Here is a 21619-nt window from a genome sequence, read left to right on the forward strand (position 1 = left end):
TCGATGACGGCCCCGGTACTGGAGCGTTTGCTCGCTGACGAGACAGAGACGGCGCGGCTGGGCCAGGACCTGGCGCTGGCGCTGCGCGCGGGCGACGTGCTGGCGCTCAAGGGCGATCTCGGCGCCGGCAAGTCGACGCTGGCGCGGGCCCTGATCCGGACGCTGGCGGACGATGCCGGTCTCGACGTGCCGAGCCCGACCTTCACCCTGGTGCAAAGCTACGACACGCGCATTCCAGTCCATCATTTCGATCTCTACCGCCTGTCCTCGGCGGCCGAACTCGACGAACTCGGTTTCGACGAAGCGCTGACGCAAGGGGCCGCCCTGGTCGAATGGCCTGAACGGGCAGAGGGTTATCTGCCCAAGGCATCGCTGTTGATCGAGCTTGTCCAGCATGGCGAAGGCCGGCTGGCACGATTGTCGGGGCAAGGGGCGGCCTTCGACCGCGCGGCACGGTCGCTGGCCATGCGCGGTTTTCTGGAAAGCGCCGGCTGGGGCGAGGCACAACGTCGCCATTTCATCGGCGATGCCTCTGCCCGTTCCTATGAGATCGTGTCGCTTGCCGGCCAGGAGCCGCGGGTGCTGATGAACTCGCCGCGGCTGGTGCTCGGCCCGCCGGTGCGCGACGGCAAGCCCTATGCGGTGATCGCCCACACCGCCCAGTCGGTGTCGGCCTTCGTCGCCATCGACCATGCCTTGAAGGCCGGCGGCATCAGCGTTCCCGAAATCCATGCCGAGGACCAGGACCAAGGATTCCTGCTCATCGAACATCTCGGTTCGGAAGGGTTTCTCGGCGGGGATGGCGCGCCGCTGGCGGAGCGCTACGCGGCGGCCGCCGAACTGCTGGCCATGATGCATGGCAAGACCTGGCCGCATCGCCTAGAAGCCGGGCCGGGCAGGTTCCATACCGTACCGCCATTCGACCGCGCCGCGATGATGATCGAGGCCGACCTGCTGGTCGACTGGTACGTGCCGGCGATATCGGGCAATCCGCCAAGCGACGATTTGCGCGCCGGCTATACCAGGGAGTGGAACGCGCTTTTCGACCGGCTGCGGGCCAGTGAATACACGCTGATGCTGCGCGACTTCCATTCGCCCAACATCATCTGGCGCGGCGACCGCTCCGGCCATGACCGGCTGGGCATCGTCGATTTCCAAGATGCGCTGATCGGGCCTTCAGCCTATGATCTGGCGTCGCTTGCCATGGATGCCCGCGTCACCATATCGCCCGCGATCGAGCGAAAGACGCTCGATGCCTACGTCGCGGCGCGCCATGCGGCGGGCGCCTTCGACGAGGCGAGCTTCCTGGAATCCTATGCAATCATGGCCGCGCAGCGCAATTCCAAGATCCTCGGCATTTTCGTGCGGCTCGAAAAGCGCGACGGCAAACCCTATTATCTGAAGCACCTGCCGCGCATCCGCGACTATCTGCGCCGGGCACTGTCCCACCCCGCGCTCGGCAGCCTGCGGGAGTTCTACGATGCGCACGGGCTGCTGGAGGAACGTGCGCTGTGACAGCGAGACCAGACACTGCGATCGTACTCGCCGCCGGGCTCGGCAAGCGCATGCGGCCGATCACCGACACCATCCCCAAGCCGCTGGTCCGGGTCGCCGGCAAGACCTTGCTCGACTGGGGTCTCGACAGCCTGGCCGCCGCCGGTGTCGGCAAGGCCGTGGTCAACGTCCACTATCTCCACGAACAGATCGTCGCCCATGTCGCTCAACGCCATGTGCCGCGCATCATCATCTCCGATGAAAGCGAGCGGCTGCTCGATTCTGCCGGCGGCATCGTCAAGGCGCTGCCGCAACTAGGCGCGCAGCCCTTCTACATCCTCAACGCCGACACGTTCTGGATCGATCATGGTCCGCTCAATCTCGGCCGCCTCGCCCTTGCATGGGACGCGGCGAAAATGGATATTCTGCTGATGCTGGCGGATCTCCATCAGGCGACCGGACATTGCGGCTCCACCGACTTCCTCGTGGCGCCAGACGGCGCCTTGCGGCGTTCGAAAGGAGACCCGGCGGGCCTGATCTATGCCGGCGCGGCGATCATCCATCCGCGTCTGTTCAAGAATGCGTCGACCGAACCGCATTCGCTCAACGCCTATTTCGACAAAGCCATTGCAGCCGGCCGCCTGTTCGGCATGCCGATGCACGGTCATTGGATCACCGTCGGCACGCCCGATGCCATCCCGCTCGCCGAAGCAGCAGTCGCCGGCGCGCTATACGAGTCGCAATGAGCGGCCCAAGCCGCGTTTTCTCCATTCCCTCCGGTGCGCCGTTCCTGCCGACGCTGGCCGAGGCGCTGCTTGCCGGCCGACTGGTTCCAGGGTTTCGCTTCGATGGCGATCCGCTCGCTTTGGCCGACGTCACCATCTATGTGCCGACGCGCCGCGCGGCGCGGGCCTTGCGCGGCGTCTTCGTCGACAGCCTGAAGGCGCGCGGCGGCGGCGGTTCGGCGATCCTGCCGGTCATCCGGCCGCTCGGCGAATTCGACGAGGACGAAGCCGCTTTCGAGGCAGAGCCGTCGGCGGCAATCGATCTTGCGCCACCGATCGGGGCGACCGAACGGCTGTTGCTGCTGACGCCGCTGGTGCGCGCCTGGAAACGCCGGCTGCCGGCCCATGTGGCCAAACTTTTCTCCGAGGAGATCGTCATCCCGGCCTCGACTGCCGACGCGATCTGGCTGGCGCGCGATCTCGCGGGGCTGATGGACGAGATCGAGACGGAAGGCACGGACTGGGCGAAGCTTGAAGGCCTGGTGACCGGCAATCTTGCCGGATGGTGGCAGGTGACGCTTGAGTTCCTCGGCATCGTCACCGATGCCTGGCCGAAATTCCTCGAAGAGCAAGACCGCTCCAATCCGGCCGCGCATCGCAGCGCGCTGATTAGGGCGGAAGCCGCGCGGCTGCGGCGCAATCCGCCCGCCGGGCCGGTGATCGCCGCAGGGTCGACCGGTTCGATACCCGCGACGGCTGAACTGCTTGCCGCGATTGCCCGATTGCCCGGCGGCGCCATCATGCTGCCCGGGCTCGACCGGACGCTGGACGAAGCGTCCTTCCAGGCGCTTGTCGCACCCGGCGCGCGGCCGGCCGTGCTCGGCCATCCGCAATATGGCTTGGCCAGGCTGATCGGCAAGATCGGCGTGCTGCGCGGCGATGTCGACGAGATCGGCGTGGCCGAACCCCGGCTTGCGCTTCGCGCGGCCCTTGTCGGCGAGGCGCTGCGGCCGGCCGAAACCACCGAATTGTGGGCCGAGACGCGTAACGCATTTTCGGCGCCAGACATTGCCGGCGCCTTCGCGGACGTGACGCTGCTCGAAGCCGCCAGCGAACGCGACGAGGCCGTAGCCATCGCCGTCGCGCTCAAGCAGGCGGTCGAAGAACCGGGCCAAAGGGCGGCTCTCGTCACCGGCGACCGTGCACTGGCGCGACGCGTCTCGGTCGAACTCAAGCGCTTCGGCGTCGTCGCCGATGATTCCGGCGGCACGCCGCTCGCCAACAGCCCGGCGGCAAGCCTGCTCAGGCTGGCGCTCGAAGCGGTGTTCCGGCCAGGCGATCCGGTCGGCCTCTTGTCCCTGCTCAAGCATCCCCTGGTCTGCCTGGGTCTGCCGAGAGCCGACGTGCGCCATGCGGCGGAACTGGTCGAACTGGTGGCGCTGCGCGGCGGCACCGGCCGCCCCGACATCGCTTTGCTGCCGGACTTGTTCGAGGCCCGCCTCACCAACCTCGGCGAAGGCAGCCGGCCGCCCTTCTGGGTTGCGCGGCTGACCGTGCGCGCCATTGAAAGCGCGCGGGATTTGCTCGAACGTCTCAACCGAACGCTGGCGCCGCTTGCAGCGTTTCGCGGCCAGGCGACCGCCGACCTTGCCGCGCTGGTCGAAGCCAGCGTGATGGCGCTGGAGGATCTCGGCCGTGCCGCCGATGGCGGGCTTGGCGAACTCTACGCCGGCGATGCCGGCGAAAAACTCGCCGAATTGCTGCGCGGGCTGGTCGCGGCTCCGGCAACGCTGTCGTTCGCGGCGAACGAGTGGCCCGACGTGATGGACGCGCTGATCGCACCCGAAACGGTCAAGCCGGCACAAGGCACCGACCGGAACATCGCCATCTGGGGCGCGCTGGAAGCACGCCTGCAGGATGTCGACACGCTGGTCATCGGGGGGCTCAACGAAGGCGTGTGGCCGCGCAAGCCCGAGAGCGACCGCTTCATGTCGCGGCTGATGAAGACCGGCATCGACCTCGAGCCTCCCGAACGGCGCATCGGCCTTGCCGCTCATGATTTCCAGATGGCGATGGGCGCGAGACAAGTGCTGTTGGCGCGCTCGGCGCGTTCCGGCGACGCACCGGCGGTCCCATCACGCTGGCTGCAGCGGCTGCTGACCTTCATCGGCAACGACCAGGCGGCAACACTGCGCCGGCGAGGCGACGAGCTGCTCGCTTGGGCGCGTGCGCTGGATACCGGGCCTAAGCAAGATTTCGCACCACGGCCGCAGCCCAAGCCGCCGCTGTCGGTGCGCCCGACGCACTTCTCCGTCACCGAGATCGAGACCCTGCGCCGCGACCCCTACGCCGTCTATGCCAGGCGGATCCTCGGCCTGATGCCGCTCGAGCCGCTCATCCGCGATCCCGGTGCGGCCGAGCGCGGCACGCTGTTCCACGCCATTCTCCACCTGTTCTCCTCCAGCGTGGCCGACCCGCGCGCGCCAGACGCGCTTGCCGGCCTTATCGCTGCCGGGCGCGCCTGTTTTGCCGAGGCCGCCCTGCCGCCCGATGTCGAGGCGGTGTGGTGGCCGCGCTTCGAAAAACTCGCCGCCAACATCGTCGAATGGGAGCGCACCCGCGCCGACGCGGTGATACGGCGGCATGCCGAGGAACGCGCCGGAAAAACCGTCGTCGGCCAGTCCGGCGTGACGCTGTCCGGCTATGCCGACCGCGTCGACCTGCTGGCCGGCGGCATGGCCGACATACTGGACTACAAGACCGGCTCCTCGCCCTCCAAGGCACAGGCACACACGCTGCTGGCGCCGCAGCTGGCGCTCGAAGGCGCACTGCTCAGGCGCGGGGCCTTCAAGGATCTGGGCGCATGCGAGCCCTCGCAATTGGCCTTCATCAGGCTGAAGCCCAACGGCGAGGTGTTCGAAGAGTCCATTCTCGAGCACAATCGCCAGCCGCGAACCGCTTCCGATCTGGCGGAAGAAGCCTGGGCACGGCTGGAAAAGCTGCTGATCCATTATGCCGACCCGAAGACCGGCTATCTGTCGCGGGCGCTGCCGTTTCGCGAAGGCGAGACCGATGGCGACTACGATCACCTCGCCCGCGTGCTCGAATGGTCGGCCGGCGGCGATGCCGGTGACGAGGGAGGGGAGGCATGAAGAAGGCCTATCCCATCCCGAGCGACACCGCGACCAGCCAGGCCCGTGCAGCCGATCCCCAGAACTCCGCCTGGGTGTCGGCCAACGCCGGCTCCGGCAAGACCCATGTGCTGGCCCAGCGCGTCATCCGGCTGCTGCTCAACGGCACCGATCCGTCGAAGATCCTGTGCCTGACCTACACGCGCGCCGCGGCCGCCAACATGTCGAACCGGGTGTTCTCGACGCTGTCGGAATGGACATCCCTCGGCGACCCGGACCTCGCCGCCAGGATCGAAGCGCTGGAAGGCCGCCGGCCCGACCGCGACACCATGCGCCGCGCCCGGCGCCTGTTCGCCGAGGCGCTGGAGACGCCGGGCGGGCTGAAGATCCAGACCATCCACGCCTTCTGCGAATCCGTGCTCCACCAGTTCCCGCTGGAAGCCAACATCCCGGCCCATTTCGAGATGCTGGACAGCCAGATGGAAGCGTCGCTCTTTGCCGCCGCGCGCCGGGAGATGATTTCGGCCGCCGGTGACGCGGATTTGACCGAGGCCTTCGCAACCGTACTGGAGCGCGGCGGCGAAGCCGGGCTCGATGCCTTGCTGGGCGAGATCGTGCGCAAGCGCGACGGCTTGCGTCCTTTCCTCGAAGCGGTCGGGCGTGACGGCTTCCAGCCCTTGTTCGATGAATTCCATTTTCGCCCTGGCCAGACCGCCGAGGGCATAGCGGCCTCGGCCTGGCCGCTGCCCGGCTTCCTGCCGGACTATTTCACCGGCTTTGCCCAGGCCGCCGAATCCACCGACGCCCGGTCGGTGCTGAACAACATCCTGCCCTATGCGCGCCAGGCCTTTGCCGAGACCGATCCGGTTCGCCGCCTGCAGCAGCTTGCAAGGGCCTTCCTCAAGACCGATGGCGATCCCTACGATCCGGCAAAGGCCTTCAAGAAAGCGCTGACCGACCGGCTGCCGGATCTGGCCGAGCGTTACCTGTCGGCATCCAGCGCCATCATCGAGACCGTCGACCGGCTGGCGCTGTTCCGGATGCTGGAAGGCACGGCTGCCGCGCTGACCATCGCCGACTGGCTGATCGCCCGCTACGAGGTGCTGAAGCGCGGCCGCGGCTTTCTCGACTTCAACGATTTGATCACCCGCACGGTCAACCTCCTGGCGCGGCCCGATGCCGGCCCGTGGGTGCAATACAAGCTCGACCAGGGCATCGACCACATCCTGCTCGACGAGGCGCAGGACACCAGCCCGGATCAATGGGAGGTGGTGAAGCGGCTGGCGGAAGAATTTTTCGCCGGCTTCGGCGCCCGCGACCGTGTCCACCGCACGGTGTTCGCCGTCGGCGACGAGAAGCAGTCGATCTATTCCTTCCAGGGTGCGGCCCCGGATTCCTTCGCCGACAGCCGGCTCTTGTTCGCCGGGCGGGTGCGCGATGCCGAGGCGTCTTTCGCCGACCTCAAGCTGACCTGGTCGTTCCGCTCGACCGACGATGTGCTTTCCGCCGTCGACCGCGTGTTTGCCGATCCTGTCGTTCGGCGCGGCATCAGCCACGATCCCGACCCGCTGAGCCACAAGGCGATCCGCACCGACGCGCCGGGCTATGTCGAGGTGTGGCCGTCGATCGGTGCCGATATCGTCGACGAGCCCGATGATTGGACGCAGGCGATCGACCACGCCCACGCGCCGGCGGTGCGGGTTGCCGAGAATGTCGCGGCCACGATTGCCGGCTGGATCGGCAACGGCGAGATCATCGAGGGCCGCGGCAAGCGGCTGCGGCCGGGCGACGTGCTGGTGCTGGTGCGCAAGCGCGACAGCTTCGTCCATGCGCTGACCCGGGCGCTCAAGCGCCGTGACATTCCGGTCGCCGGCGCCGACCGGCTGAGCTTGCCCGGCCACATCGCGGTCAAGGATCTGATCGCGCTCGGCCGCCTCCTCATCCAGCCGCAGGACGATTTGTCGCTCGCCGCCGTGCTGCGCAGCCCGATCTTCGACCTGCCGGAGGAGACGCTTTTTGCGCTGGCAGCGCAACGAGCGCCCGGCCTGTCGCTGGCCGCGTCGCTGCGCCAGCATGCCGGCGAAAGCGAAGCGCTGGCGCTAGTCGTCGCCCAACTCGACATCTGGACCGATGAGGCCGCCTTCGAGCCGGTGTTCGAATTTTATGCCGGCCTCCTGGCACGTGATGGCGTGCGCCGCAAGATGATCGCCCGGCTCGGCCCGGAAGCCGGCGACATTCTCGATGAGTTCCTGAGTTTCTGCCTTGCCGAGGAACGAACCGGCCTGCCCGGGCTGGAAGCCTTCCTGTCGACGCTGGAAAATGCCGGACCCGAGATCAAGCGCGAGATGGACCAGACCCGCGACGAGGTCCGCGTCATGACCGTGCATGCCGCCAAGGGCCTGGAAGCGCCTGTCGTGTTCCTGGTCGACGGTGGCTCCGCCCCGTTCAGCGACCAGCATTTGCCACGCCTGATGCCGTTCGAGGGCTCCGGCTGGGCCGGCAAGGGTTATCTCTGGCGTTCGGCCAGCGATGTCGCGAACGGCTTCTCGAAGGCGGCGGCGGCGCGGGCCCGCGAACTCGCCGACGACGAATACCGCCGGCTGCTCTATGTCGGCATGACCCGCGCCGAGGACCGGCTGATCGTCTGCGGCTATCACGGCAAGCGGGCGCCGAACACCGGCACCTGGCATTCGATCGTCAGCCGTGCGCTGATCGGGGCGCCGGAGAGCGAACAGCGTGCGCATCCTGCCGGCGGCGAGCCGGTGTACCGTTTCCATGTCACCGAGCTGCCCCCGGTCGCGCCAAGCGCTGTCGAACAGAGGCGCCAGACCGATGCTTTCGGCCCTTTGCCGGCGAACCTGTTTCGGCCCTTGCCGCCCTTCGAGGATCTGCCGCGCCCCCTGTCACCGTCCGGCGCCTCGGCGCTGATCGAAGAAGGCAAGGAAACGGTGGTCGACAAAGCTTCGCCGGTGCTCGATGCCGATGCCGAGCCAGGATTTGCCGTGCTGCGCGGGCTCGCGCTGCATAAATTGCTGCAAATGCTGCCCGGCATTGCCGAGGACCAACGGGAGGGCGCGGCGGCACGCTACCTCGCGCGAACGGGTGCGGAATGGCCGCCGGCAGAGCGCGAAAAAGCCTTGGCGTCGGTCACCGCCATCCTTGCCGACCCCCATCTCGGCCAGCTGTTTGCGCCATCCTCGCGCGCCGAGGTCGCGATCATGGGCAGCCTGGAGGTAAGGGGTAAAACGCGCTCGATTTCGGGCAAGATCGACCGGCTGGCGGTGACAGCGGACGCGGTGTCGATCGTCGACTACAAGACCAACCGGCCTGCGCCCGCCTCCCTGGCGGAGGTCCCGCCGGCCTATCTGCTGCAGTTGGCGCTCTATCGCGCCCTCTTGCAGCCGCTTTATCCAGGGCGCGAGGTCAAGGCGGCCTTGCTGTTCACCGAAGCGCCACGGCTGATCGAACTGCCGGCCAGGGCCATGGATGATGCCCTTGCCCGACTCACGGGAGCGTGACACAAGACCTGCTTGAAGAAGGGCGCGATAACCACCACATTTGGTGGGACGAAAACTTTCGAAAGGATTTTCCGCATGACTACGGTCAAGGTCGACAAGAGCAATTTCCAGGCCGATGTGCTAAACGCCAACGTACCGGTGGTGGTCGATTTCTGGGCGGAATGGTGCGGTCCCTGCAAGATGATCGCCCCGGCGCTCGAAGACATCGCCACCGAACTTGGCGCTAAAGTGAAGATCGCCAAGCTCAACATCGACGAGAACCCCGAACTCGCCGCGCAGTTCGGCGTGCGCTCGATCCCGACGCTGATGATCTTCAAGGGCGGCGAAGTGGCCGACATGAAGGTTGGTGCCGCGCCCAAGACCGCGCTGTCGCACTGGATCAATGGCAGCCTGGCCTGACCCCCGGAAAAATTCGGATTGAAAAGCCCGGCCTCGTGTCGGGCTTTTTGTTGGCGTCATCGGTGACGTGTACTGGCCCTCGCGTGCAGGCACGCCATGTCTTCTGTTGGCAGCAGAAGCAGGGAGAACGTCATGACCGGATCCGCCAAGGCCACTGTCTTCATCGACAATGAGCGCGTCATCGTCACCGAATACCGCTTCCAGCCGGGCGACAACACCGGCTGGCACCGCCATGGCCACGACTATGTCGTGGTGCCGCTGATGGACGGCAAGGTGAAACTGGTGACCAAGGATGGCGAATCCTTCGCCGAAATGAAGAAGGGCTCGCCCTATTTCCGCAAGGAGGGTGTCGAACACGACGTCATCAACGCCAATGAGGGCGAATACGCGTTTATCGAGGTCGAGCTGAAATAAGCCGGTCGCACCGCTGAGCGATCACCAGTCGGCGATGCGGTCGCCGCCGACGAATTGCGCGCTTTCGTCGGTGTATTCAAACAGCTCGATCTTCACCCCGTCGGGATCGCGGATCCAGGATTGGTAGGTGCTGTCGCATGCGTGTTTCTTGGCCGTGACCTCGATGCCCTTTGACTTGATATGGGCAATCGCCGCGTCGATGTTTTCCACCTCAAGGCATAAGTGGTTGATCTGGTTCTGCTCGCTGTATGCAGTGCCATCCTTCTGGAACACCTCGACATGGCTGCGGCCGCCGCAATTGAGATAGAACCCGAACACCTTGCCGTCGCGCAGAAAATTGAACTGCGTGTCGAGGCCGAGCACGTCGCGATAGAAGCTCCGCGTCGCTTCCAGGTCATGCGCGAAGATGCAGACATGGGCGAGCTGCTTGACCTTGATCATGACTGGCTCCTCGCAGTGAATGGCCTCAGGTCGGTGGCGTGCCGTTCTCGTCCAACACCGCGCCGGCCAGGTAGAGCGAGCCGCCGATCAGGATACGCGGCGGCGGGCCGTCCCAGGTGTCGCGCAGCAGCATCAGCGCGTTGGCGACGGAACTCATCGGCTCGGCCGTCAACCCGGCTTCCGTGGCGCGGATCGCCAGTTCGTCATTCGGCACGCCGGCATCGCTCGTATTCACCGGCACGGTGTAGACATGCCGGACGAGGCCCTTGAAGGCACGGAAATAGCCACTCTGGTCCTTGGTGTTGATCATGCCCGAGATGAGAAACAGCGGACGCGGGTTCTTTTCTTCCTGTTCGGCCAGTGCCTCGGCAACGACCACGCCGGCGCCCGGATTGTGACCGCCGTCGAGCCAGATGTCGGCGCCCCTTGGCGCCAGCTCCGCCAGCCGGCCCTGCGCCNCACGATCTACAACAAATATTGCCGACCGAACGACGCGGTGGCTGATCTCGAAGCCGGCTGCCTTGACCGCGGCGATCGCCGCCGCCGCGTTGGCGACCTGGTGGCGCCCGGGCAGGCGCGGCAGCGGCAGGTCCATCAGCCCGTCCTCGTCCTGATAGACCATGCGGCCGTTTTCCTCGAAGGCGAGGAAATCCTGGCCGTAGACGAAGGTCGGGCATTCCAGCCGCTCGGCGGTTTCGATCAGCACCTGCAGCGCCGTCTCGCTTTCCTGCGCGCCGATCACCACCGGGCAACCGCGCTTCATGATGCCGGCCTTTTCGGCGGCGATCAGCTCGACCCGGTCGCCGAGATAGGCCTCATGGTCCATCGACACCGGCATGATCACCGACACGGCGGGCCTCTCCACGACATTGGTGGCGTCGAAGCGGCCGCCGAGGCCGACCTCGATGATGGCGGCTTCGGCCGGGTGTTCGGAAAACAGGATGAAGGTGACGGCGGTGAGGATCTCGAAGACGGTGATCTTCTGGCCGTCATTGGCCTTGGCGACACGGGCGATGGCCTCGGCGAAGACATCGTCGTCGACCAGCCTGCCGCCACCCTCGGCGGCAAGCCGGTAGCGCTCGTGCCAGCTGACCAGATGCGGCGAGGTGTGGACGTGGACGAGACGGCCGGAAGCCTCAAGCAGCGCCCGCGAGAAGGCGGCGCAGGAGCCCTTGCCGTTGGTACCGGCGATATGGATGACCGGCGGCAGCAGATCCTGCGGGTTGCCAAGCCGCTCCAAGAGCCGCGTGATGCGGTCGAGCGAAAGGTCGAAGCCTTTCGGGTGAAGCGCCATCAGGGCTTCGATTTCGCGGTCGGCGGCGAGCGTCGTCATGACAGATTCCCCGAGCATGGCCCGAGAACCAGAATCGATTCCGGAATGGCCATGGCAATCAGAAGGCTACAGCGCGCGACTGCCCTCGTGCAATCACGGTCGCGGCGTGTCGTGTCGCGTCAGGCCTGCGGCCGTGCCTCGGCGGAGACCACCGCCGGCGGCAGGATTTCCGGCTGCAGCGGCTTTTGCTCTTCCGGCATCTTGAGCAGCATCTTCAGCAGCCGTGAGATGGTCTGGCGCAGTTCCAGCCGCGACACCACCATATCGACCATGCCATGCTCCATCAGATATTCGGAGCGCTGGAAGCCGTCCGGCAGTTTTTCGCGGATGGTCTGTTCGATGACGCGCGGCCCGGCAAAGCCGATCAGCGCGCCGGGTTCGGCGATGTGCACGTCGCCCAGCATGGCGTAGGAAGCGGTGACGCCGCCGGTGGTCGGATTGGTCAGCACGACGATGTAGGGAAGGCCGGCTTCCTTCAGCCGGTCCACACCGACCGTGGTGCGCGGCAATTGCATGAGGGACAAAATGCCTTCCTGCATGCGGGCGCCACCGGAGGCGGCAAACAGGATCAGCGGCCGCTTGCGCTGCAAGGCGACCTCGAAAGCGTGCACGATGGCGTCGCCCGCCGCCATGCCGAGCGAGCCGCCCATGAAGGCGAAGTCCTGCACCGTCACCACCACCGGCAGGCCCTCGACGGTGCCCAGCGCGTTGACGATCGCATCTTCCAGGCCGGTCTTGGCCTTGGCGTCCTTCAACCGGTCGGTGTAGCGCTTCTCGTCGCGGAACTTCAGCGGGTCCTGCACCACCTTGGGGTTTTCGAGCTGCTCGTACTTGCCGTCATCGAGGAAGTATTTCAGCCGCTCCTTGGCCGAGATCTTCATGTGGTGGCCGGAGGACGGGATGACGAACTGATTGGACTCCAGGTCCTTGTGGAACACCATCTCACCGGTCTCGGGATCCTTGATCCAGAGATTCTCGGGCATGTCGGTGCGCCGGCCGAGCATCGAATTGATCTTCGGGCGAACGTAATTGGTGATCCAGTTCATCGCTTCGGCTCCTGTCCTGACGAAGAGTTAGTGCAGGCCACGCGGGAGAACGACATGCACAAGACCAGAGGTAGGGAAACTATTCGGCGGCAGCAAGGCGGGCCGAGCGCACGCCTTGCGCCAGCCCGCTGACCAGCGTGGCGACGGCCTCGGCCGGGTCGGCGGTCTTTTCGCCCTTCGGCCCCAGCACGTTGGCGACCGCGTTGACGATCGCGGTGCCGACGACGACGCCATCGGCGTTGGCGCCGATCACGCGCGCCTGCTCGGCGGTCTTGACGCCGAAGCCGACGCAGACCGGCAGGTCGGTGTGGCCCTTGATGCGCTGGACCGCCGCCGCCACCTTGCCGGTGTCGGCGAGCGCCGAGCCCGTGATGCCGGTCATCGACACGTAGTAGACGAAACCCGACGTGTTCTGCAGCACCTTGGGCAGGCGCTTGTCGTCGGTGGTCGGCGTCGCCAGCCGGATGAAGTTGATGCCGGCTTTCAGCGCCGGAATGCAGAGTTCCTCGTCCATTTCCGGCGGCAGGTCGACGACGATCAGCCCATCGATGCCGCTGGCGATGGCGTCCTTGAGGAACCGGTCGACGCCGTAGATGTAGATCGGGTTGTAATAGCCCATCAGCACGATCGGCGTTTCATTGTCACCGGAGCGGAAGTCCGACGCCATCTTCAGCGTCTTGACCAGCGTCTGGCCGCCTTTCAGCGCGCGCAGGCCTGCCGCCTGGATCGCCGGGCCGTCGGCCATCGGATCGGAAAACGGCATGCCGAGCTCGATGACGTCGGCGCCGGCCTTGGGCAGCGCCTTCATGATCGACAAGGAGGTGTCGTAGTCGGGATCGCCGCCCATGAAATAGGTGACGAGCGCCGGGCGGCCCTCGGCTTTCAGTTTTGCCATGCGGCGGTCGATGCGGGTCACCATGATCAGATCTCCATGCCCAGCATCGAGGCAACCGTGTGCACGTCCTTGTCGCCACGGCCGGACAGGTTGACGATGACGATCTGGTCCTTGTCCATGGCGGGCACGATCTTCACCGCGTGGGCAATGGCGTGGGCGGATTCCAGCGCCGGGATAATGCCTTCGACGCGGGTCGTCAGCTTGAAGGCCTCCAGCGCCTCGTCGTCGAGGATCGGCACATAGTCGACGCGGCCGGAGTCGCGCAGCCAGGAATGTTCGGGGCCGACGCCGGGATAATCGAGGCCGGCCGAGATCGAATGGCCGTCCATGATCTGGCCGTCGGCATTCTGCAGGAGGTAGGTGCGGTTGCCGTGCAGCACGCCCGGCGCGCCTGCGTTCATCGAGGCGCAATGCTCGATGCCGTCGAGGCCGCGCCCGCCGGCTTCGATGCCGATGATGCGGACCTCCTTGTCGTCAAGGAAGGGATGGAACAGGCCGATGGCATTGGAGCCGCCGCCGACAGCCGCGATGATGGTATCCGGCAACCGGCCTTCCTGCTCGAGGATCTGCGCGCGCGCCTCCGTGCCGATGACCGACTGGAAGTCGCGCACCAGTTCCGGATAGGGATGCGGGCCGGCGGCGGTGCCGATCAGGTAGTAGGTATCCTCGACATTGGTCACCCAATCGCGAAGGGCCTCGTTCATGGCGTCCTTCAGCGTGCCGTGACCGGCTGTCACCGGCCGCACTTCGGCGCCGAGCAGCTTCATGCGGAAGACGTTGGGGCTTTGGCGGGCGACGTCGGTGGCGCCCATGTAGACGACGCAGGGAAAGCCGAAGCGGGCGGCGACGGTGGCGGACGCGACGCCGTGCTGGCCGGCGCCGGTCTCGGCGATGATGCGCTTCTTGCCCATGCGCTTGGCGAGCAGGATCTGGCCGAGGCAGTTGTTGATCTTGTGCGAACCGGTGTGGTTCAGGTCCTCGCGCTTGAAATAGACCTTTGCGCCGCCGCCGAGGCCCTTCGCCGCGGAAACCTCGCGAAGATGCCTGGTCAGGCCTTCGGCGAAATAGAGTTTCGATGGCCGCCCGGCATAGTGGGTCGAAAGATCCGTCAGTTCAGCCCTGAACTCCGGATCGTTCTTGACCTCGTTCCAGTGCCGTTCGAGGTCGAGGATCAATGGCATCAACGTTTCGGCAACGAAACGACCGCCGAAGATGCCGAACATGCCCTGTTCGTCGGGACCGGTGCGGAAGGAATTGGGTGTCGCCGGCTTGTTCATCGCCGATCTCCTGGTTTGAAAGAGTTATTCAGGCGGCGCGATCGTCGCGTGCTGCCCTGACGGCCCGGAAAAACTGTTCGATCAGCGCCGGATCCTTGACGCCCGGCGCGCTTTCCACGCCCGAGGAAATGTCTATTGCGGGCGGATTGGCAAGGCGAAGAGCATCGCTGATGTTGGCGGCGTTGAGCCCCCCGGAAAGCATGTAATCGACGCCGGCGTCAAGGCCGGCGAGAATGCGCCAGTCGAAGGTGATGCCGTTGCCGCCCGGCAGCTCGGAACCTTTTGGCGGCTTGGCGTCGAACAGGAACCGGTCGGCGACGCCGATGAAAGGCCTTATCCGGTCGAGATCGGCAGCCTCGCTGAGCGGCAGTGCCTTTATCACCGGCAGGCCATGGCGGGCCTTGACCTCGGCCACTCTCTCGGGTGTTTCCGAACCGTGCAGCTGCAGCATGTCGGGCTGCATTTTGGCGACGATCTCGTCCAGGAAGGCGTCGACGGCGTCAACCGTCACGGCGACGGCCAAGGCCTTGCCGCGCGCGGCTTCGCGCAGACGACCGGCCTCGGCCGGTTCGAGATAGCGCGGGCTCTTGGCAAAGAAAATAAAGCCGACATGGCTGGCACCGCCGGCAAGGGCTGCGGCCATTGCCTGGTCGGTCTTCAAGCCGCAGATCTTGATGTCGAGCGCCATGACGCGGGAATTGGCATGAAACGCGCCAAGAGTCGAGAAAAAGCATGCTGTTTGCCGGCAACGCCAAAGGCACTACCTATGGATGGAGTGAATGCCAGGCGGGAGCACAATCATGGCCGACAGAACCGTTGCCGAATTGAGGCAGAAGATCGTGCAGGCGCGCGAGGTCATCGCCCACCTGATAGACAAGGCCGCCTTCAACGGCGCCGAGGCGCACCGGGCACTGGACTATTTCGGCAGCGACGCCTTCGACCGCCACTTCCTGCCCTGGCCGCATCATGGCGACGAAGGGCTGCGGCCGGATGAGCTCAATGCGGCGAACGACGATTGAGGCAGCCTACTCGAACATGATCGCCTGCAGCGCTCCGCCATTGCGCTTCAGCCAATCCTTGCAGCGGTCGGTGTCGGGGCAGAGTTTCTCGCACAATTTCCAGAATTTCGGGCCGTGGTTCATCTCCTTGAGATGCGCCACCTCATGGGCGACGAGATAGTTTATGACGGGCTGCGGGGCCATCATGATGCGCCACGAGAAGGACAGGTTGCCCTCCGAGGTGCATGACCCCCAGCGGCTGGAGGTGTCCTTGTAGCGGATCGCCTTGGCACGCTTGCCGAGCGCCCCGGTGTGCTTGACCACCAGTTTTTCGATCTCCTTCTTGGCCTCGCGCTTCAAGAAGTCGGCAATGCGGCGCGGCAGGTGGATCCGGTCGCCATGCACGATCAGCAGCGGGCCGCGCTCGTCACGCGACACCGTGACGGTGCCGCGCTTCAACGGCTCATGGACGATGCGGTGCGGCACGCCGCGTATCGGGATCCTGATGCCGGGCCGCACCTGCGGCCGGGTCGGCACCTTGGCCAGCCGCTGCTCCAGCCAGTCCTGGTGGCGCTCGAGGAACCGGTCCACCTCGCCTCGGCGCAGGCCCGGCGGGACGGTGATGCGCAGGCCCTGGCCGCCGGAATCGATGCGCAGCGTCAGGCGCCGCGCCCTGGCGCTCTCGACGATCTTGAGCGGCAGCGTGCGGCCGGCGACACAATATTCCCGCTCCACGGCGGGCGTGGGTTTGGGCTTCGTCAGATTGCGAAAGAATCCGATGGTCATGGCGGGACGATACGCGATTCGAGAAAACGAATAGAACAAAAAAGAAACGGCGCCGCTCACGCGACGCCGTCATCATACCTTGGCCCTGTCGCTAGGCTTCAGTCGTCGAGCAGGTTCGAACCTTTGCCACGCTTGGTGGGGGTCGTTCCGGTGCTCGGATCGGTCTTCGTCGGGGCAGTCGACTTGTTGCGGTTCGCCATGAAGCGATCGAACTCGTCCTGGTCCTTGGCGCGGCGCAATTCGCGGGCATACTCGTCGAACTGCGTCAGCATCTCGTCGAGCTTGCGGCGCTCTTCGTTCAAGCGCTCAAGTTCCTTTTCGCGCCAGTCGTCGAAAGCGACGTTGCCGGTGCGGGCGGAGCCGTGACCCCAGCGCGCGGCCTTGTCGGAACCACGGCGGCAGCCGGCGAAGATGCCGTCGGTCGCGCGGTTGACGTCACGCTTGAAGCCGTCGAGCCGGTCGCCCCAGATGATGTAGGCGAGCATGGCGAAGCCGAGCGGCCAGAACACCATGAAGCCGATCACCATCAAGGCGATGGTCGCCGGCGTCCAGGCCGGGCGGATCAATGCAGATGTGTTCATTTTCTCCCATTCCTTCGGTTGGAGACAGCCAGGACCGGCTGCGTGGAATCGAAATGGGAAGGCAAAAACGGCGATTCAAGACAATGTCCGCCAAAACCGGACAAAGGTCTGAAATGATTATCGCTTTTTGAGCGTATCGAGGAAAAGCACGACCAGGCCGGCAATCAGCCCCCAGAATGCGGCGCCGACGCCGAACAGCGTCAGCCCCGAGGCGGTGACGACGAAAGTGACCGTGGCGGCCATGCGCTGCCCCTCGTCCTTCAATGCGATGGCCAGCGCGTTGGCGAGCGACGCCATCAGCGCGAGCCCTGCCACCAGCACGATCAGGCTCTGCGGCAGGACGGCGAAGATCGCCACCAGCGAGGCGCCGAAAATCGCGAAGATGAGATAGGCGAGCGCATAGAACGGCCCGGTTTTCCAGCGCTCGGCTGGGTCGGGGTGAACGTCCGGCCCGGTGCAGATCGCCGCCGAAATCGCCGCCAGATTGGTGGTCGAGCCGCCAAACGGCGCCGACAGCAGCGAAAACAAGCCGGTGACGCCGATCAGCGGACCGGGCTCGGGGTGGTAGCCGGCGGCGCGCAGCACGGCGAGGCCCGACAGGTTCTGCGAGGCCATGGTGACGAGGTAGAGCGGCAGCGCCAGGCCGATCATCGCCTTGGCGGTGAAATCGGGCGCGATCAGCGTCAGCGTCGACAATTCCGGTGTCGGCAGGCCGCCGACACGGCCGGTCAAGAAGGCGGCGAGACCGCCACCGATCAGCACCGCCAGCACCGACAGCGCCGGGTTGAACAGGCGGATGATGAAGAAGGCCGCGATCAGCGGCAGGATCAGCCAAGGGTCGACGGGAACGGTCTTGACCGCGTTGAGGGCGAAGGTGACGACGATGCCGGCCAGCATGCCGGAGGCAACCGAGGGCGGTATCCTGGAGATCAGCTGCGTCAACGGCTTGAACAGGCCGGTGGCGATCAACAGGATGGCGGTGACGATGAAGGCGGCGACGGCCTCGCCGATCGAAAAACCGCTCGACGCCGCCATCAGCGCCAGGCCCGGCGTCGACCATGCGGTGATGACGGGCATTTTCGTGCGCCAGGACAGCCACAGGCTCTCGATTGCCATGGCAAGGCAGATGGTCGTCACCCAGCTCGCTGTCTGGATTTGCGTCGCGCCGACCGCATGGGCGGCGGCTATGACAATGGCCAGTGTGCCGCCAAAGCCGACGATGGCCGCGACAAAGGCTGAGATCGGGATGGAAAGGCGCATGCTCATCAGCCCCGCTTGGCCATGTCACTGACCGACCGCACCAGCATGTCGAGATCCTGCGGCCGCGACAGGCGGTGGTCACCGTCGGGGATCAGCGACAGCGTCACATCATCGGCCGGCAGCAGGCTGACCAGCTTCAGCGCATGGCTCGACGGCACGTCCGCATCGGCCAGGCCTTGCAGGATGTGAACCGGGCAATGGGTGTCGATCGGGCCGGTCATCACCCGGTTGTCGCGCCCGTCCTCGATCAAGGCGCGCGTGTAGATGTAGGGTTCCTGGGAATAGTCCGACGGCTCGGCAAAGAACCCCTTCTTTGCGAGGTCGCGTTTCTGCGCCTTGGTCAGCACCGGTTCGATCAGTTCGGCGGTAAAATCCGGCGCCGGCGCCAGCAGCACCAGACCGACGACGCTTGCATCACCCGCCTTGCGCAATTCCTGCACCATGCGCAGCGCGATCCAGGCGCCCATCGAGGAGCCGACCAGGATCTGGTTGCCCCTGGCGAAGTTCCGGAACACGGCAAGGCTCTGCGACAGCCATGTCGAAATCGTGCCGTCGGCAAAGGCGCCGCCGGACTCGCCATGGCCCGAATAGTCATGGCGCAGGAAAGCCCGGCCTTCGCTCGCGGCCCAGTCCGACAGGGTCTCAGCCTTCGTGCCCAGCATGTCCGACTTGTAGCCGCCCAGCCAGACAATGCCCGGCGTGGAACCCGTCGAATGGCGCACTGCTATGCGCGATCCATCGACATCCAGAAAGGCTGGGGGCGTGGCGGTCATGGCTTTTTCCTCGGGCCCTGTTCGGCGCGGGGTTCTTGTGACACAGCCACAGGCGTGGCGAAAAGTGCTCACGATGCTCTTTGTTTGGTGCAGGCCCGCGATCAGGGTGATTTTCTGTCAATGCTGTGCTATTGACTCCGCCCGCGCGCTCACCACATTGACGCGTCCACACATCAGACCGACAAAACCCGGAACGAAACGGCCAAGGAGACCACGACCATTCGCAGACCTTTCAAAGCAGCGGCGCCGACCAAGGATGGGCCGCGCTCCAACCGTGATATCCGGGTTCCCCGGGTCCAGCTTATCGACGCAGAAGGCCAGAACCGCGGTGATGTTTCCATCAACGACGCATTGCTGCTCGCCGAAGAGGCAGGGCTCGATCTCGTCGAAATATCGCCCAATGCGGTGCCGCCCGTCGTAAAAATCCTCGATCTCGGCAAGTTGAAATACGCCAACCAGAAGAAGGCGGCCGAGGCGCGCAAGAATCAGAAGGTCATCGAGATCAAGGAGATCAAGATGCGCCCGAACATCGACAGCCACGACTACGAGACCAAGATGAAGGCGGTTCGCCGCTTCTTCGAGGAAGGCGACAAGGTCAAGCTGACGCTGCGCTTCCGTGGCCGCGAGATGGCGCATATGGAGCTCGGCATGCAGCTTCTGAACAAGGTGCGCGAAGAAGTGGCGACCATCGCCAAGGTCGAAGCCGAGCCGAAGCTCGAAGGCCGCCAGATGATGATGGTGCTGGCGCCGCGCTAGGTGTGCTGAACATCTGAGATCACGATAAAGTCAGGCGTGGCCAGCGCTCCAAATCCGCCTGAATTGTCTTGCAGAGCGTCCCGGCGATCGGCGGGACGCCTGTTTCTCGGCTAAAGCCGCGATCGCCGGCTAAGCTCCTCGACGATCGGACACCCCTTGGACAACGAACTCAAATACGGGCTGGGCAATTACCAGCAGATGCGCCGGCTCGTGCTTGCCGTGCTCGTGGTGGTGCTGTTTCTGGCGCTGCTTTTCGGCCAGTCGACCTTCCCACCCGACACGCCGGTGCATGAAACAATCGAGATGTTCGGCGTGCTGCTGATCTTCCTCGGCATCGTCGGCCGCCTCTGGGCGACGCTCTATATAGGCGGGCGCAAATCGTCCGAGGTGGTGACGGGCGGACCCTATTCGATGACCCGCAACCCGCTCTATGTGTTCTCGACCGTGGCGGCGGCCGGCGTCGGCGCCCAGATCGGCTCGTTCTCGGGCATCATCCTGTTCGCGCTGCTCTGCGCGGGCGCCTTCCACATCGTCATCCTGCGCGAGGAGAAATTCCTCAAGGAAGCGCTCGGTGCGCCCTATGCCGCCTATCTGGCGCGGGTGCCGCGCTTCTTCCCGAACCTTTCCCTCTACCAGGAAGGCGATACCGGTAGCTTCAAGCCGCGTCTGCTGTTGACCACGCTGCTCGATGGCCTGGTGTTCCTCATTGCGCTGCCGGCGTTCGAACTGATCGACGGCGCCCAGCAGTCGGGCATGCTGCCGGTCTGGTTCACGCTGCCCTGACCGAGGCTGCAAAGGCGCGGCGCGGTGGGTGTTGCACACAGGCCCGCTTTGACGTATAGGACCGCCGTTCAAGAAAACCGCCCGGCAGGGCATGCCGTGGCGGTTTCATTTGCTTTTCGGGCTTTGGTCGGCCCGAAGCGAACAAGAAGCGCGATAGTGCGCCAACGAGACGGAGTAGCAAAATGCCCAAGATGAAGACCAAGTCGGCCGCCAAGAAGCGGTTCAAGATCACAGGTACGGGTAAAGTCCTGTCGGCTGCGGCCGGCAAGCGTCACGGCATGATCAAGCGTTCCAACAAGTTCATTCGAAATGCCCGCGGCACGATGGTTCTGGCTGAACCGGATGGCAAGAAGGTCATCAAGAATTTTCTGCCGAACGGCCTCTGAGGCATTCGGTCTGGACAGCGTTTGTTTTTACGCAATTCCGAACGGAAAACCGCAACACACTTTCCTGGAATTGCTTTTAAGGAGATCATGACATGGCACGCGTAAAGAGAGGCGTCACCTCGCACGCCAAGCACAAGAAGGTCCTGAAAGCCGCCAAAGGCTTCTACGGCCGCCGCAAGAACACCATCCGCATCGCCAAGCAGGCGGTGGAAAAGTCGCTGCAGTACGCTTACCGCGACCGCAAGAACCGCAAGCGCTCGTTCCGCGCGCTGTGGATCCAGCGCATCAACGCCGCGACCCACGAGCACGGCCTGACCTATGGCCGCTTCATCGACGGCCTCAACAAGGCCGGCATCGAGATCGATCGCAAGATCCTGTCCGACATGGCTATCCATGAGCCGCAGGCTTTCGCCGCGCTGGTCGCCAAGGCCAAGGTCGCGCTCGAATATCTGAAGAACACCACGCCGAACGCTTTTGAAAGCGCTGTCGCCTAAGACCAGCGCTTCCCAAGCATTCGCAATTCTGATTTGGGGAACCCGCGCTGGCACGGCTGGCGCGGGTTTTTCTTATGCCTGACCTTTCAACTTAGAAGTGACTTTCACTTTAAAGCTGACTTCCAACGT

At 65.0% G+C, this 21619-nt stretch carries 21 protein-coding genes; 11 read left to right on the plus strand and 10 right to left on the minus strand.

What is annotated here, in order from left to right; translation table 11 throughout:
- The first annotated feature begins 3 nt into the window (after positions 1-3).
- The 6 genes from tsaE (at position 4) to X743_RS156240 (ending at position 9681) form a co-directional block, all read left to right on the plus strand.
- Complete coding sequence (gene tsaE / locus X743_RS156265) at positions 4-1515, plus strand: tRNA (adenosine(37)-N6)-threonylcarbamoyltransferase complex ATPase subunit type 1 TsaE (protein WP_023765613.1); 1512 nt, start codon at positions 4-6, stop codon at positions 1513-1515.
- On the plus strand, positions 1512-2240 hold the full coding sequence (locus tag X743_RS156260) for a nucleotidyltransferase family protein (protein WP_023765614.1): 729 nt from the start codon (positions 1512-1514) through the stop codon (positions 2238-2240). Before tsaE ends, X743_RS156260 begins: the two co-directional genes overlap by 4 nt.
- Positions 2237-5371 (plus strand): double-strand break repair protein AddB, encoded by a 3135-nt coding sequence (gene addB, locus X743_RS156255; RefSeq protein WP_023765615.1) that lies wholly within the window; start codon positions 2237-2239, stop codon positions 5369-5371. The genes X743_RS156260 and addB overlap by 4 nt, the downstream gene beginning before the upstream one ends.
- Positions 5368-8868, plus strand: a complete 3501-nt coding sequence (addA, locus tag X743_RS156250) for a double-strand break repair helicase AddA (RefSeq protein WP_023765616.1) — start codon at positions 5368-5370, stop codon at positions 8866-8868. The genes addB and addA overlap by 4 nt, the downstream gene beginning before the upstream one ends.
- Positions 8869-8943: 75 nt before the next feature.
- Positions 8944-9267, plus strand: coding sequence for a thioredoxin (trxA, locus tag X743_RS156245; protein ID WP_013891648.1), 324 nt, complete (start codon positions 8944-8946; stop codon positions 9265-9267).
- 132 nt (positions 9268-9399) lie between these two features.
- The gene (locus X743_RS156240) at positions 9400-9681 is read left to right on the plus strand and encodes a cupin domain-containing protein (protein ID WP_023765617.1); all 282 of its coding nucleotides are present in this window, start codon (positions 9400-9402) and stop codon (positions 9679-9681) included.
- 21 nt (positions 9682-9702) lie between these two features.
- Here the strand turns inward: X743_RS156240 and X743_RS156235 are convergent, their stop codons facing one another.
- From X743_RS156235 to X743_RS156210, 6 genes are all read right to left on the minus strand, one after another.
- Positions 9703-10122: a VOC family protein gene (locus X743_RS156235; protein WP_023765618.1), complete on the minus strand. Its 420-nt coding sequence runs from the start codon at positions 10120-10122 to the stop codon at positions 9703-9705.
- Positions 10123-10147: 25 nt separating this feature from the next.
- Positions 10148-11455 carry a folylpolyglutamate synthase/dihydrofolate synthase family protein gene (locus tag X743_RS156230; protein ID WP_023765619.1) on the minus strand — a complete coding sequence of 436 codons (1308 nt, stop codon included), beginning with the start codon at positions 11453-11455 and terminating at the stop codon, positions 10148-10150.
- 119 nt (positions 11456-11574) lie between these two features.
- Positions 11575-12501, minus strand: coding sequence for an acetyl-CoA carboxylase, carboxyltransferase subunit beta (gene accD, locus X743_RS156225; protein ID WP_013891652.1), 927 nt, complete (start codon positions 12499-12501; stop codon positions 11575-11577).
- 79 nt (positions 12502-12580) lie between these two features.
- On the minus strand, positions 12581-13420 hold the full coding sequence (trpA, locus tag X743_RS156220; protein ID WP_013891653.1) for a tryptophan synthase subunit alpha: 840 nt from the start codon (positions 13418-13420) through the stop codon (positions 12581-12583).
- A 2-nt stretch (positions 13421-13422) separates the two neighbouring features.
- A complete protein-coding gene (gene trpB, locus X743_RS156215) occupies positions 13423-14673 on the minus strand; it encodes a tryptophan synthase subunit beta (RefSeq protein ID WP_023765620.1) in 1251 nt (416 codons plus the stop codon).
- A 28-nt stretch (positions 14674-14701) separates the two neighbouring features.
- Positions 14702-15361 (minus strand): phosphoribosylanthranilate isomerase, encoded by a 660-nt coding sequence (locus X743_RS156210; RefSeq protein WP_023765621.1) that lies wholly within the window; start codon positions 15359-15361, stop codon positions 14702-14704.
- A 112-nt stretch (positions 15362-15473) separates the two neighbouring features.
- Between X743_RS156210 and X743_RS156205 the strand changes: the two genes are divergently transcribed.
- Entirely contained in the window at positions 15474-15692 is a 219-nt protein-coding gene (locus tag X743_RS156205; protein WP_023765622.1) for a hypothetical protein, read from the plus strand.
- Between the two features lie 6 nt (positions 15693-15698).
- Here X743_RS156205 and X743_RS156200 read toward each other — a convergent pair whose 3' ends face one another.
- The 4 genes from X743_RS156200 to X743_RS156185 all read right to left on the minus strand — a co-directional run bounded on the left by X743_RS156200 (position 15699) and on the right by X743_RS156185 (position 19071).
- Complete coding sequence (locus X743_RS156200) at positions 15699-16457, minus strand: M48 family metallopeptidase (protein ID WP_023765623.1); 759 nt, start codon at positions 16455-16457, stop codon at positions 15699-15701.
- 98 nt (positions 16458-16555) lie between these two features.
- Positions 16556-17038, minus strand: a complete 483-nt coding sequence (locus X743_RS156195; RefSeq protein WP_023765624.1) for a DUF2852 domain-containing protein — start codon at positions 17036-17038, stop codon at positions 16556-16558.
- A gap of 117 nt (positions 17039-17155) precedes the next feature.
- Entirely contained in the window at positions 17156-18298 is a 1143-nt protein-coding gene (locus X743_RS156190) for a benzoate/H(+) symporter BenE family transporter (RefSeq protein WP_023765625.1), read from the minus strand.
- Positions 18299-18303: 5 nt separating this feature from the next.
- Positions 18304-19071, minus strand: coding sequence for an alpha/beta hydrolase (locus X743_RS156185; protein WP_023765626.1), 768 nt, complete (start codon positions 19069-19071; stop codon positions 18304-18306).
- A 219-nt stretch (positions 19072-19290) separates the two neighbouring features.
- On the opposite strand from X743_RS156185, the gene infC reads away from it, so the two are divergent.
- The 4 genes from infC (at position 19291) to rplT (ending at position 21490) form a co-directional block, all read left to right on the plus strand.
- Positions 19291-19827: a translation initiation factor IF-3 gene (gene infC, locus X743_RS156180; protein ID WP_010912915.1), complete on the plus strand. Its 537-nt coding sequence runs from the start codon at positions 19291-19293 to the stop codon at positions 19825-19827.
- A gap of 156 nt (positions 19828-19983) precedes the next feature.
- Positions 19984-20610 carry an isoprenylcysteine carboxylmethyltransferase family protein gene (locus X743_RS156175; RefSeq protein WP_023765627.1) on the plus strand — a complete coding sequence of 209 codons (627 nt, stop codon included), beginning with the start codon at positions 19984-19986 and terminating at the stop codon, positions 20608-20610.
- Between the two features lie 182 nt (positions 20611-20792).
- Positions 20793-20996, plus strand: a complete 204-nt coding sequence (rpmI, locus tag X743_RS156170; RefSeq protein WP_006201248.1) for a 50S ribosomal protein L35 — start codon at positions 20793-20795, stop codon at positions 20994-20996.
- 92 nt (positions 20997-21088) lie between these two features.
- Positions 21089-21490: a 50S ribosomal protein L20 gene (gene rplT, locus X743_RS156165; RefSeq protein ID WP_006201247.1), complete on the plus strand. Its 402-nt coding sequence runs from the start codon at positions 21089-21091 to the stop codon at positions 21488-21490.
- The last annotated feature ends 129 nt before the right edge of the window (positions 21491-21619 follow it).

The organism is Mesorhizobium sp. LNHC232B00, from assembly GCF_000502435.1.
Classification (GTDB): Bacteria; Pseudomonadota; Alphaproteobacteria; order Rhizobiales; family Rhizobiaceae; genus Mesorhizobium; species Mesorhizobium opportunistum.

Bases quoted from the DNA above. Each gene is read 5' to 3' on its own strand.
- tsaE (WP_023765613.1), top strand. From the start codon at position 4: ATGACGGCCCCGGTACTGGAGCGTTTGCTCGCTGACGAGACAGAGACG.
- addB (WP_023765615.1), top strand. From the start codon at position 2,237: ATGAGCGGCCCAAGCCGCGTTTTCTCCATTCCCTCCGGTGCGCCGTTC.
- addA (WP_023765616.1), top strand. From the start codon at position 5,368: ATGAAGAAGGCCTATCCCATCCCGAGCGACACCGCGACCAGCCAGGCC.
- trxA (WP_013891648.1), top strand. From the start codon at position 8,944: ATGACTACGGTCAAGGTCGACAAGAGCAATTTCCAGGCCGATGTGCTA.
- X743_RS156240 (WP_023765617.1), top strand. From the start codon at position 9,400: ATGACCGGATCCGCCAAGGCCACTGTCTTCATCGACAATGAGCGCGTC.
- X743_RS156235 (WP_023765618.1), bottom strand. From the start codon at position 10,122: ATGATCAAGGTCAAGCAGCTCGCCCATGTCTGCATCTTCGCGCATGAC.
- accD (WP_013891652.1), bottom strand. From the start codon at position 12,501: ATGAACTGGATCACCAATTACGTTCGCCCGAAGATCAATTCGATGCTC.
- trpA (WP_013891653.1), bottom strand. From the start codon at position 13,420: ATGGTGACCCGCATCGACCGCCGCATGGCAAAACTGAAAGCCGAGGGC.
- trpB (WP_023765620.1), bottom strand. From the start codon at position 14,673: ATGAACAAGCCGGCGACACCCAATTCCTTCCGCACCGGTCCCGACGAA.
- X743_RS156210 (WP_023765621.1), bottom strand. From the start codon at position 15,361: ATGGCGCTCGACATCAAGATCTGCGGCTTGAAGACCGACCAGGCAATG.
- X743_RS156205 (WP_023765622.1), top strand. From the start codon at position 15,474: ATGGCCGACAGAACCGTTGCCGAATTGAGGCAGAAGATCGTGCAGGCG.
- X743_RS156200 (WP_023765623.1), bottom strand. From the start codon at position 16,457: ATGACCATCGGATTCTTTCGCAATCTGACGAAGCCCAAACCCACGCCC.
- X743_RS156195 (WP_023765624.1), bottom strand. From the start codon at position 17,038: ATGAACACATCTGCATTGATCCGCCCGGCCTGGACGCCGGCGACCATC.
- X743_RS156190 (WP_023765625.1), bottom strand. From the start codon at position 18,298: ATGCGCCTTTCCATCCCGATCTCAGCCTTTGTCGCGGCCATCGTCGGC.
- X743_RS156185 (WP_023765626.1), bottom strand. From the start codon at position 19,071: ATGACCGCCACGCCCCCAGCCTTTCTGGATGTCGATGGATCGCGCATA.
- rpmI (WP_006201248.1), top strand. From the start codon at position 20,793: ATGCCCAAGATGAAGACCAAGTCGGCCGCCAAGAAGCGGTTCAAGATC.
- rplT (WP_006201247.1), top strand. From the start codon at position 21,089: ATGGCACGCGTAAAGAGAGGCGTCACCTCGCACGCCAAGCACAAGAAG.